Source organism: Bradyrhizobium sp. 14AA (assembly GCF_054185205.1).
In genome coordinates this window covers 737588-749232 of record NZ_JAVAYM010000001.1, presented here as the reverse complement: position 1 = coordinate 749232, position 11645 = coordinate 737588, and the positions used below count along the sequence as shown (strand labels likewise).

The window sequence follows — 11645 nt, the reverse complement described above, 5'->3', positions numbered from 1 at the left end:
ATGCAGGTAGCGCGACCGCCGACGCTCTCGTGTCCCGGACGCGCCGCAATGCGTTAGCGTTGCTGCGCTGCGTCCGGGGCACGGCAGAACTCACGTCACCGCATTCACGACCTGATACTCCGGCTGCCGCCACACCTCCCCTGCGATCACCTCCTCGATGATCTCAGCCGCGCGCACGATCTCGTTCTCGCCGATATACAGCGGCGTGAGGCCGAACCGCATGATGTCGGGCGCGCGGAAGTCGCCGATGAGGCCGCGGGCGATCAGCGCCTGCATGGCGGCGTAGCCGCCGTCGAAGGCGAAGGAGACTTGTGAGCCGCGGTGCTCATGCGCGCGCGGGGTGACCAGCTTCAGAGATGGACAGCGGCGCTCGACCTCGGCGATCAGGAGATCGCAGAGCGCCAGCGAGCGCGCGCGAACCTCTGCCATGTCGACGCGATCCCAGATGTCCAGCGAGGCCTCCAGCGCTGCCATCGCCAGCACCGGCGGCGTGCCGACGCGCATGCGTTCGACGCCGCCGGCAGCCGCATAAGCGAGTTCGAACGCGAACGGTTTTGCGTGGCCCATCCACCCCGACAAAGCGGCGCGCGCGCTGTCGGCGTGGCGCGGCGCGACATAGAGGAAGGCCGGAGCGCCGGGGCCGGCGTTGAGATATTTATAGGTGCAGCCCGCGGCGAAATCGACGCCGCAGCCCGCGAGATCGACCGGCAGCGCGCCGGCCGAATGGGCGAGATCCCAGACCGTGACGATGCCGAGCGCATGCGCCCTTGCCGTCAGCTTCGCCATGTCGTGGCGGCGTCCGGTGCGGTAGTCGACCTCGGTGATGTAGAGCACCGCGATTTCTTCCGACAGCGAAGCTTCGATCTCTTCCGGCGCCACCAGGCGCAACTGATGGCCGCGCCCGAGCGTCGCGATCAAGCCCTCGGCCATGTAGAGATCGGTCGGGAAATTGCCGGTGTCTGATAGTACGACCTTGCGCGATGCGTTCATGTCGAGCGCGGCGGCGAGCGCCTGATAGACCTTGAGCGACAGCGTGTCGCCGACCATCACTGAGCCGGCTTCCGCGCCGATCAGCCGGGCAATGCGATCGCCGACATGGCGCGGTTGGGCGTACCAGCCCGCACTGTTCCAGGCGCGGATCAGCTCGTTGCCCCATTCGTCTGTGATGACGCGGTGGACGCGCTCGGCAACGCCCAGCGGCAGCGCGCCGAGCGAATTGCCGTCGAGATAGATCACACCTTCAGGCAGATGGAACAGCGCTTTGGTGTCGTCATAGACGCGATATCTGGTCATAGACATTTTCTTGGGCACTTCTACAGAATCGTGCGGACGCGCCAGAGTTCGGGAAACAGCTCGACCTCCAGCATGCGCTTGAGATAGCTGACGCCGCCGGTACCGCCGGTGCCGCGCTTGAAGCCGATGACGCGTTCGACCGTCGTCACGTGGTTGAAGCGCCAGCGGCGGAAATAATCCTCGAAATCGACCAGCTTCTCGGCGAGCTCGTAGAGCATCCAGTGCGTCTCGGGCGCCTCATAGACGACGCGCCAGGCCTGCAGTACGCCCTCATTGAAGCTGTGCGTCTCGCGAACATCGCGCGCCAGCACGGTGGCCGGCATCTTCAGCCCGTTGCGATCGGCGAGCCGCAGCACCTCGTCGTAGAGGCTGGGCGTCGCGAGCTCGGCCTCGAGCAGCTTCGTCGTCTCGGAATCGTGCGCGTGCGGCTTCAGCATGGCGTGGTTGCGGTTGCCGAGCAGATATTCGATCAGCCGGTATTGGCGCGACTGGAAGCCCGAGGACTGGCCGAGTTGCGAGCGGAAGCGCGTGTATTCACTCGGGGTCATGGTGCGCAGCACATCCCAGGCATTGTTGAGCTGCTCGAAGATGCGCGACATCCGCGCCAGCATCTTCATCGCAGGCTGCACCTGGTCCCTGGCGATGGCGCGGCGCGCGGCGCTGAGCTCGTGGATGGCGAGCCGCATCCACAGCTCCGTGGTCTGGTGCTGGATGATGAACAGCATCTCGTCATGCGCTTCCGACAGTGGATGCTGCGCACCGAGGATCGCGTCCAGCGCCAGATAGTCGCCATAGGACATGCGCCGGCCGAAATCGGTCTCGGCGCCTTCGCTCGTGGGATCGTAATCGCTGGACGTCATGACAGGCCCTTTCGATCGATCTTTCCAGCCTCGTCAGTCGAGGCCGATCAGGCGCGCGGTGATCGACGACGACGGATCCTTGAGAGCGTCGATCACGGTAAAATGGTTGAGCCCGGGATCGACGACGAGGCGCGTCGGCACGTCGAAGCCGGTCCAGACATTGGCCATCAGGTCGGACTGGCGGATGAATTCCGGCCGCTCGCTGCCGCCGACCCAGGCGGTGACGGGCGAATGTCCGCGCGGCAGATGCAGCGCCGCGCTCTCGAGCGTCGCCTCCTCCATCGTCATGCGCAGCGTCTCGTTCATCTTCGTTTTCAGCAGCGGACGCAGATCATGCAGCCCGCTGATCGAGAGCGTGCCAGCGATGCGGTTGTAGACGGCGGATTCGAGCCGGCTGTCGTCGCACAGCATCCGCGTGACGAGATGGCCGCCGGCGGAGTGGCCGGCGAGCCGGATCGGCCCGGAGATGAGCGATGCGGCTTTGGCAATCGCCGCGGCGATCTCGGCGGTGATGTCGGAGATGCGCGCGGCCGGCGTCAGCGTATAGCTCGGCAGCGCCATTGCCCAGCCGTGATGCCGCGCGCCTTCGGCCAGATCAGTCCAGGTCGACTTGTCGAAGCGCATCCAGTAACCGCCGTGGACGAAGACGACGAGGCCCTTGCTGTCGCCATCGGGCAGGACCAGGTCGAGACGCTGACGCTCCCCGGAGCCGTAGGCGATGTCGGAACGAAAATTCTTCAGTCCGGCGCGATAGGCCGCCGCGCGCTCGACCCATTGTGCCGGCATCTTGTCCGACCCCGGGATATGGGCCGAATTGGCGTAAGCATCATCCCAATCGCGCATTGTGACTCCCGAGGACTCTCCGGCGAACCAGATGCCAGTCTGCCACCGGTCAGGGCAGCATCCTAGTCTTTCTTTTAAGCTTAAAGGATTTGGCGGAGCCCCTGTTTCGGGCAGCGGACGCCCTAGCCGAGAGGCCGTAGGGTGGGCAAAGCGAAGCGTGCCCACCATTTCGTTTGAGATTGAGGAAGGATGGTGGGCACGGCGCAAGAGCGCCTTTGCCCACCCTACGTGTTCGTGACAGAGGAGAGAGCTACGCTTTCTCCACTCCGCACCATTCCGCGACGAACAGCGCCATCGCCTTGGTCGTCTTCTTCAGCGACTCCAGGTCGACGAATTCGTTGAAGCCGTGCATCTCGCCGCCGCTGGCGCCGAAGCACAGGCTCGGGATGCCATGGTTGAGGCCGTAGAATCGGGTGTCGGTGAGCGCGGTGAAGATGAGGTCCTCGACCGCACCGCCATAGACCCTGCCGAACGCCTTGCCGAATGCGGCTTCCGGCGCGGCGGCGTCGGTCAACTCATAGCCTTCCGACAGAAAGCCCGACCATTCGATCTCCGGCGGATTGTTGGCGAGGAAGCGGTGGTTGCGCGCGGCGGCCGCGACGCAGGCCGCAATCTCCTTCTGGTGATCGACGATCGACCAGCCCGGCAGAACGGCAATGCGGCAATCGACGTCGCACCAGGCCGGGACGCTGGAGGCCCAGTCACCGCCCTTGATGATGCCGGGGTTGAAGTTGATGGGATGGTTGAGCGTCTTGAAATGCCTGTCAGCCTTGGCGCGCTCGTTCCATTCGATCTCGAGCTTTTGCAGCGCCTGGATCAGATGATACGCCGCCATGATCGCGTTGGCGCCGGAGCCTGCGAACGCGACATGGGTCGGATGGCCCTTCACCCGCAGGCGAAACCAGATGACGCCGACCTGCGAGCGCACCATCTTGCCGCCGGTCGGCTCCGGAATGAAGCAGGCATCGGCGCGATAGCCGCGCTGCAGCGTCGAGAGCGCGCCGACGCCGGTGCTCTCCTCCTCGATCACGGACTGGAAGTGGATCCGCGCGGTCGGCTTGAGGCCCGCAGCCTTGATCGCATCCAGCGCGTAGAGCGCGCCGATCGTGCCGGACTTCATGTCGCAGGCGCCGCGCCCGAACATCTTACCGTCCTTGATGACGGGCGAGAACGGCGGCGTGTCCCACAATTCCAGGGGGCCTGCGGGCACCACGTCGCAGTGGCCCTGGAGGATCAGCGACTTGCCGCCATTGGTTTGCGGGTGGTAGGTGCCCACCACCGAGCGCGCCTTGGAGAAATCGTGCTCGATCGGCCCGAAGCCGCGCAGATCCTTGAGATCGTCGACATTGATGTGCCAGTCGTCGACCTCATAGCCGCGCTCGCGCAGGAGGTCTCCGATCATGTCCTGGCACGGACCCTCGGCACCACGCGTCGAGGGGATCGCAACGAAATCGCGTGTGGTCGCAAGCTGGGCCTCGAAGCCGGCATCGACGGCGTCGAGGATTCTCTGCTGCGTTTCGGCATTCATCAGGCAACTCCAGGCATTCCAATGGTTCCCAAGGAGCGCGCAAGCTAGCCGATTTCAGCCGTTCGGGTACTCTGCAAAATAGGCATCCCGCAATGCATCTTCGAGCAGCCGGCCTTCCGAATAGCCATTCAGCGTCGCGGGTCGCGTGACGCCGTCGAGCAGCCGCGCACACGGCTCCGGCGCGCCGAGCACGGTGCGAACCGGGATGCGTTCGGCATAGATCGGCAATGCGTAGTCCTCGTCATCATCAGCCACGCCCTTGGCGCGGACCTTGGCCGAGGCTTCCTCGATCTCCATCGCGATGAACGACGTCGCCTTGATCTCCTGGGTGTTGCTCGCCCGCAGGCTCGCGGTGCGATCCGGGAAGAAGCGATCGACCATGGCAATCACCGCTCGCTCCTTCTCATCGGGATCGGTGACGAGATAGGCGGTGCCGAATGCCATCACCGCGCGATAGTCGGCGGAATGGTTGAAGCCGCAGCGCGCGAGCACGAGGCTGTCGAGATGCGCGACCGTCAGGCACACGCGCTCGCCCCTGGTCTGGTTACGCAGCATGCGGCTTGCGCTGCTGCCGTGCCAGTACAGCTTGGTCCCCTCGCGCCAGAAGAAGGTCGGCGTGCAATAGGGCTGGCCGTCGATCGCATAGGAGACATGGCACAGCATCGAGGAATCCAGGATGCGATGGACGGTCTCGTGATCGTAGAAGCCGCGGTCGTGACGGCGCTTCACCTGGTTGCGCGCCGATGTCGGGTAGGAATTTGGGCTGTCGGTCTGGCTCACGGCCGCTCCTGTCGGGATTGGAACAATTCCAGGAGAGTTGTAGCGGCCCATTTGGTCTGCGATAGTGCCAATTCCATGCGAAAAATTTCGACCAATTTGGCGCCCTCGCCGGCCAAGTCTTCCTTGCCGACCAAGTCTTCCTTGCCGACCAGGTCTTCCTTGCCGACAAAGGCCGAGCTGCCGCTCGATCTCACCGGGGCGCACATCACGCCAGGTGCCTCCGCCGCGCATCGGTTGTACCAGGCGCTGTGCGAGATGATCGTCTCCGGCCTCGTCAAGCCGGGCGAGCCGCTGCCGCCCTCGCGGACGCTGGCGAAGCAGACGGGCTTCCGCCGCAACGCAGTCGTCACCGCCTATGAGCGGCTGATCGCCGATGGCTTTGCCGACGCAACCGTCGGCTCCGGAACGTTCGTCACCGCACGCATCCCTGCACGCGCGGCCGGACCGAGGAAGCCGAAAATCATCGTCGAAACGCCCGGGCAAGGCGCATTCGCGCTCGGCTGCACCCATATCGACGAACGCGCGGTGCAGCGCTTCCGCGCCTTCGTCGGCCGTCGCATGCGCGCCTTCGGGTCCGAGCATCTGCATTACGGCGATCCCCGCGGCAGCCGCGAGCTGCGCGCCGCGATCGCCGATCACCTGCTGTCGGCGCGGGGCCTGCGCTGCGACCCCGACCAGATCATGCTGACATCAGGCACGTTGCACGCGCTCCGCATCGTGCTGAGCGCAATCCTCAAACCGAACGATCAGGTCTGGTGCGAAGACCCCGGCTACCCCGCCGCACGAAAAACCATCGCCCATTGCGGCTATCGCGCCGTGCCCGTTCCCGTGGACGAGCACGGGATGCGCGTCGCCAAGGGGCGCGTGGCGGCGCCGTCCGCGCGCGCGGCCTATGTCACGCCGTCGCATCAGTTTCCGCTCGGCGTGCAGATGTCGATGCCCCGGCGGCTCGAGCTGCTCGATTGGGCGAAACAGGCCGGCGCGTTCGTGCTGGAGGACGATTACGACAGCGAGTTCCGCTATGACGGCGCGCCGCTGATGTCGCTCGCCGGCATCGACCACCTCCAGCGCGTGATCTACCTCGGCACGTTCGCCAAGACGCTGTTTCCGGGCCTGCGCATCGGCTATTGCGCCCTGCCCGAGCGCTTGATTGGCGACGTCACGGCTGCGCGCGCCGCGCTCGACCGCTTTCCCGGCACGCTGATGGAGGGCGCGGTGGCCGACATGCTCAATTCCGGCGCCTTCGCGGCAAACCTGAAGCGGGTGCGAAAGCTTTATCGCGAGGCGCGCGATGCGCTGGCCGAAACGCTGGAAGCTGCATCCGATGGCGCGCTGTCGGTGCCGGTGCCGTCGCAGGGCCTGCACCTCGTCGCCCGGTTCGATTCATCGGTCGATCTATCGGTGGCGACAGAGGCCAAGCAGGCCGCCGGCGCGGAGGGCTGGCTACTCGCCGACACTTATTCGCGCGCCCGCCCCCTGCCCGGGTTCGTGCTGGGATTTTCCGGGCATGCGGTTCCGAAGCTCGTGGCATCAGCGGAACGGCTCGCGCGGGATTCGCGCGCCGCCTTGCGTGCGAGAAGCAAATCGGCCCGGCGGGCGTGACGAACCTTCACTATCAGAATCGCCGTCCCGTCCCTACATTGCGGCATCGATGCCGGGACCTTTGATCATGCTTCTACGTCGTGCAGCCTGCCTCTCGCTCCTGATCTCCGTCGCGCTCGCCACGGCGGCCTCCGCCGTCACCATCGGACGTGAACAGGACATCACCGACCTCAAGCTCGGCCAGCGCGTGCAGGTGGACGACGGAACCTGCCCCGCCGGACAGGTCAAGGAAGTGCGCGGCGCGAAAATGACCGACAAGGGCGTCTCGCGCACGAGCTCATGCGTGCCGCGGCACGGTCCGAAGACGAAGTAGCTACGACTTCGCCGGATCGAACATGCACTGCAGGGTCGGCTTGGCGATCTTGGTGAAGGTCGGGCCGATCTCGCCCTGCTTGGAGGTCGGCACCCAATCGGTCTCGATCGTCGGCACGCCGGTCTCGCTGATGCCGCGCAGCAGCGCCTCGCGCAAATCGCGGTCCTCGACGACGGCGGCAGCATGATCGTGCAGGCAGCCGCAGACTTCCTCCGGATGCTCCCAGCGCCCGAGCATCCGCGGCGCGCATTGGCGCACGAATTCGCTGCGTGGATCCGGTAGCCTGGAGGGCGCGCGCACCTGCGCCTGGACGGAGCTGATCGTCAGCAGGGACATAAATGCTGCGGCGCAGACACGAAGGAACATGATGGCCTTTATCGGCTGATTTTTCTTGCTGGCGATCAGAAGCGCGCGGCGACCACGATCGGCTGCGATGCCGTGTCGGTGACCGGCGAGCCGCTGTACTGGAAGGTGCCGACACCCGGCAGGTTGCCGTCCGGGGTGCCTGCGAACGAGGCGTCGGCCAGCACGAAACCGAAGGCAAGGATGAAGCTGAGCGAGCGCATGGTCTTGTCTCCGAAATCCGTCCCCGGCGTTGCGCCGTCGTCGTGTGCAGCTGATAACCACGGGCGGTTTCGCGCGTGATGCGCCAAAAACGGAAAATGGTTTCGTCTCCGTGAGAATTGTTTCGTCGGCCCCGGCGCGACGAAACATTCGACCGAAAACCTCAATCTTTTCAGATGGCCGTGCCCGTACCCAAAGTGGCCCGGCAAGTTCCCGATCCGGCTTCAAACTGCGCCGGACGCAGGCGCCGTCATGCTGCCGCCTCACATGCTTCACATGCGTTTTACGTTTTTCTGCTGAAGAGAAACCAAACGAAGGCTGGGCCTGTCGAACCCTGGACGCTTTGGCTGCGACCCAAGCCATCGAAACCGAGACGCCCGGATCACCGGGCGCGTTCACGTGAGGAATGGCCATCATGACGGCGGAAGATCGCGCAGCGCCGCGCGACGCGGACCAGCGGACGGACCGCGGAGATCAAAGACCCGTTCGCGGCAGCGCCACCTCGTCAGGCGAAATGGCGCTGCAATCGAGCCGCGGCTTTGAGGCCGCGCCGCAGACATTCGTGCGGCTCACGGGCTCACACCTTGCGAAACCCCGCACCGGCCGCGCTGTCGTCACCGAGTGAACGCAAGCGCGTCACTGGGTGAAGAATTCGCCGCACTTCTGGACGTTCGGGTCCGCCGGTCCCCACGGCATGATCGGCACGGTCGACGTCGAATTCTTCGGCGAGCCCTCGATCAGTTTGTCAGAATAGACCATGTAGACCAGCACGTTGCGCTTGGTGTCACAGCCGCGCACGATCTGCATCTTCTTGAAGAACAGCGAGCGCCGCTGGCGGAACATGTCGTCGCCCTGCTCCATCTTGGTCTTGAACTTGATCGGGCCGACCTGGCGGCAGGCCAGCGAGATGTCCGAGACCTCCTCCGCAAGGCCGAGCCAGCCCTTGAAGCCGCCCTTCTCCGGTACCGTGAAATGACAGGCGACGCCCTCGACCTCGGGGTCGTCGAGGCCATAGGTCGCGAGCTTGTCGTTCGGGCTCATCCATTTGAACACGGTCGAGCGGCGGAAGATCAGATCGGGCTCGTCGGCAGCCGAGGCGGACGCCACCGGCACGGTCAGAGCCAGGAGGAATAAAGCGAGGCCTTTCAAGCGGATGCCGGAAAGACCGGGGAAACGAGATGACATGAAGTTCTCCGGTACCTAGTCCCGGCAATGTAGGCATCAGGTCGCCGCTCAGGAAGACGACCGGCCGCGGGGCACGGCCGCCGTTTACCGCTCCGTGAGGCTTTTTTGCTACGCTTTGGACAAATGTAGCTGATGGCAGAACCACCCTGCTGGTGAACGCGTATCCCCTCTGAGAGACTAATGATTTGGACTATGGATTCGAGGATGAATAGCGTGAACGGGTCTGGTTTTTCTGCCAAGCCGACGCGACTTTGGCAGGTCGCCATTTTGACGGCGGCAGGTGCGATCGGTACGGCGAGCCAGGCTGAAGCCGCGTTTTATTACTGGACGGACTATTCCGACGGGTCCTACGGGCGGCAGGAGCGGCATTTTGAACAGCCGCGACAGAAGCCGACGAAGCACGGCGCCTCCAATAGGAAAAAAGAAGTCGTCGCCGAGAAGGAAGCCGGCACGAAGCCGCAAGGGCCGCTCGTCATCGTCGTCTCGATCGATCGGCAGAAGGTCACCGTCTACGACACCAATGGCGTGTTCGCGGAATCTCCGGTGTCGACGGGGATGAAGGGCCACTCGACGCCGATGGGTGTGTTCAGCGTCATCCAGAAGCACAAATTCCACCATTCCAACATCTATAGCGGCGCGCCGATGCCGTACATGCAGCGGATCACCTGGTCCGGCGTCGCGATGCATGCCGGCGTGCTGCCGGGCTATCCGGCCTCTCACGGCTGCATCCGCATGCCGATGTCGTTCGCCGTGAAGATGTGGAACTGGACCAGGATGGGTGCGCGCGTCATCGTCTCGCCCGGCGAGATGACGCCGCACAGCTTCCAGCATCCCCTGCTCGCCTCCGTGCGCGTGCCGCCGCAGCCCGCGGCCAGCCTCGAACCGCAGACCAATGCCGGCGACAAGGCCGACAAGGGCGCGGCCGCCAAGATCACTGAAGCCAAGCCGGCCGAGACTAGGACCGCCAGCGCTGACGGCGTGCTCGAGCTGCGCTCGTCGGTCGGCCACACCGTGATGTCGGATGTGACGACGGGCCAAGCGTCGGCCCGCGAGGAAGCCGCCGTGCCAGCCGACAAGGCCGAGACGATGGCCAAGTCCGAGACCAACAAGTCCGAGACCAAGACGGCCGAAGTCGTGGCCAAGCCGCAGTCGGAAGAAGCCGCCAAGCCGGCGAACGCCGACGCCAAGCCCACTGAGGCCGCGGAAGCACCCAAAGCAACTTCCACCACTGACGACAAGGTCGAGGCTGCGAAGACCGAACCGGCGGATGCGCCGAAGTCTGAAATCGCGAAGTCCGAGCCGGCGAAAACCGAACCAGCCAAGACTGAAACGGCCGACACCGCGAAGAAGCCAGACGCGGCCGTGACGGCTGCCGCGCCCGACGTGAAAAAGGACGAGACCCGCGTCGCGGATCCCGCCCCGGCCGCAAAGCCGGAAGCACCCAAGCGGGCCGGCCAGATCGCCGTCTTCATCAGCCGCAAGGATGCCAAGCTCTACGTGCGGCAGAACTTTGCGCCGCTGTTCGAAGTGCCCGTGACGATCGCGGCGAGCGACCGGCCGCTGGGCACGCATGTCTTCACCGCCGAGGTCGACAAGACCGATGCCAATGCGCTGCATTGGTCGGTGGTGTCGCTGCCGGTCACGGCTCGCTCCGCGGCACGCGAGGACGACAGCCGTATGACGCGCCGCCAGCCCGGCGCCGCCGTGATCCCCGTTGCCGCCAAGCCTGTTACAGCCAAGCCCGTGGTCACGCCGGACAGCCCGGCTGAGGCCCTCGACCGCATCTCGGTCCCCGCCGACACCATGGCGAAAATCAACGAGATGCTGACCTCCGGCGGCTCGATCATCGTCTCCGACCAGGGCATCAACCAGGGCGAGACCGGCGAAGGCACCGATTTCATCGTTCGCCTGTACTAAAGCGTTTTCGAGCGAAGTGGGTACCGGTTCGCGTCAAGAAAATGCGTCAAAACAAAAGTCCGGCCGTCCCGATAACGCGGTGTTGACGAGGCCGATCGCGTCGGCGGAGTAACATGCGGCCGGATCATTCCGGGGGGACGCCGCGATGATGAACCGCAGGACCATGCTGATCGCAGCGCTGGCCGGCACGCTGGCGCCGGCAACGCGTGCGCTCGCCGATGGCGGCATGAGCCGGGTTTCGGCCTACGCCTTCACCTTCCCCGCCTTATTCGGTGACGACATCCGCCTTGCCGCGTTCACCGGCAAGCCGCTGCTGGTGGTCAACACGGCCTCGCTGTGCGGCTACACCCCGCAATATGCCGGCCTGCAAGAGCTCTGGAGCGAGTTTCGCGTGCGCGGGTTCACCGTGATTGGCGTGCCCTCCAACGATTTCGGCGGACAGGAGCCCGGCGGCACTAGCGAGATCACCGAGACCGCACATCACCAATACGGCGTTACCTTCCCCATCGCAGCCAAGGCAGTGGTCGTCGGATCGAAGGCGCATCCATTCTACAAATGGGCTGCCGACGCGCGGCCAAGGGAGGTTCCGCGCTGGAACTTCCACAAATACCTGATCGGTCGCGACGGCTATATCGCCGAGGTCTTTCCGTCGGCGGTCGAACCGGCGGACACGCGAATCAAGACGGCCGTTGCCAAGGCGCTGGCCGACAGTTGACGAAGGCGCGCCCCAATCCGGTTGGGCACAATTGTGGTGGGGGCG

Annotated in this window: 13 protein-coding genes; 5 read left to right on the top strand and 8 right to left on the bottom strand. The window is 64.9% G+C overall.

The window, feature by feature from the left end:
- Positions 1 to 90: 90 nt before the first annotated feature.
- The 5 genes from kynU to RAD15_RS03400 form a co-directional block, all read right to left on the bottom strand.
- Complete coding sequence (gene kynU / locus RAD15_RS03420; protein WP_458174353.1) at positions 91 to 1293, bottom strand: kynureninase; 1203 nt, start codon at positions 1291 to 1293, stop codon at positions 91 to 93.
- A 20-nt stretch (positions 1294 to 1313) separates the two neighbouring features.
- On the bottom strand, positions 1314 to 2153 hold the full coding sequence (gene kynA / locus RAD15_RS03415) for a tryptophan 2,3-dioxygenase (protein WP_458174352.1): 840 nt from the start codon (positions 2151 to 2153) through the stop codon (positions 1314 to 1316).
- 33 nt (positions 2154 to 2186) lie between these two features.
- On the bottom strand, positions 2187 to 2996 hold the full coding sequence (locus tag RAD15_RS03410; protein WP_458174350.1) for an alpha/beta hydrolase: 810 nt from the start codon (positions 2994 to 2996) through the stop codon (positions 2187 to 2189).
- A 250-nt stretch (positions 2997 to 3246) separates the two neighbouring features.
- The gene (locus RAD15_RS03405; protein WP_458174348.1) at positions 3247 to 4524 is read right to left on the bottom strand and encodes an ArgE/DapE family deacylase; all 1278 of its coding nucleotides are present in this window, start codon (positions 4522 to 4524) and stop codon (positions 3247 to 3249) included.
- A gap of 54 nt (positions 4525 to 4578) precedes the next feature.
- A complete protein-coding gene (locus tag RAD15_RS03400) occupies positions 4579 to 5304 on the bottom strand; it encodes a pyridoxamine 5'-phosphate oxidase family protein (protein ID WP_458174346.1) in 726 nt (241 codons plus the stop codon).
- 75 nt (positions 5305 to 5379) lie between these two features.
- Between RAD15_RS03400 and pdxR the strand changes: the two genes are divergently transcribed.
- Positions 5380 to 6906, top strand: a complete 1527-nt coding sequence (gene pdxR, locus RAD15_RS03395) for a MocR-like pyridoxine biosynthesis transcription factor PdxR (protein ID WP_458174344.1) — start codon at positions 5380 to 5382, stop codon at positions 6904 to 6906.
- A 67-nt stretch (positions 6907 to 6973) separates the two neighbouring features.
- A complete protein-coding gene (locus RAD15_RS03390) occupies positions 6974 to 7219 on the top strand; it encodes a DUF6719 family protein (protein ID WP_458174342.1) in 246 nt (81 codons plus the stop codon).
- On the opposite strand, the gene RAD15_RS03385 is transcribed toward RAD15_RS03390, so the two are convergent.
- Positions 7220 to 7585: a hypothetical protein gene (locus RAD15_RS03385; protein WP_458174340.1), complete on the bottom strand. Its 366-nt coding sequence runs from the start codon at positions 7583 to 7585 to the stop codon at positions 7220 to 7222. It abuts the gene before it with no gap.
- A gap of 35 nt (positions 7586 to 7620) precedes the next feature.
- On the bottom strand, positions 7621 to 7785 hold the full coding sequence (locus tag RAD15_RS03380; RefSeq protein WP_458174338.1) for a hypothetical protein: 165 nt from the start codon (positions 7783 to 7785) through the stop codon (positions 7621 to 7623).
- Positions 7786 to 8198: 413 nt separating this feature from the next.
- On the opposite strand from RAD15_RS03380, the gene RAD15_RS03375 reads away from it, so the two are divergent.
- A complete protein-coding gene (locus tag RAD15_RS03375; RefSeq protein ID WP_458174336.1) occupies positions 8199 to 8408 on the top strand; it encodes a hypothetical protein in 210 nt (69 codons plus the stop codon).
- An 11-nt stretch (positions 8409 to 8419) separates the two neighbouring features.
- Here RAD15_RS03375 and RAD15_RS03370 read toward each other — a convergent pair whose 3' ends face one another.
- A complete protein-coding gene (locus tag RAD15_RS03370; protein ID WP_458174332.1) occupies positions 8420 to 8968 on the bottom strand; it encodes a CreA family protein in 549 nt (182 codons plus the stop codon).
- Positions 8969 to 9172: 204 nt separating this feature from the next.
- On the opposite strand from RAD15_RS03370, the gene RAD15_RS03365 reads away from it, so the two are divergent.
- Complete coding sequence (locus RAD15_RS03365; RefSeq protein WP_458174330.1) at positions 9173 to 10885, top strand: L,D-transpeptidase family protein; 1713 nt, start codon at positions 9173 to 9175, stop codon at positions 10883 to 10885.
- A gap of 145 nt (positions 10886 to 11030) precedes the next feature.
- Positions 11031 to 11600 carry a glutathione peroxidase gene (locus RAD15_RS03360; protein WP_458174328.1) on the top strand — a complete coding sequence of 190 codons (570 nt, stop codon included), beginning with the start codon at positions 11031 to 11033 and terminating at the stop codon, positions 11598 to 11600.
- The last annotated feature ends 45 nt before the right edge of the window (positions 11601 to 11645 follow it).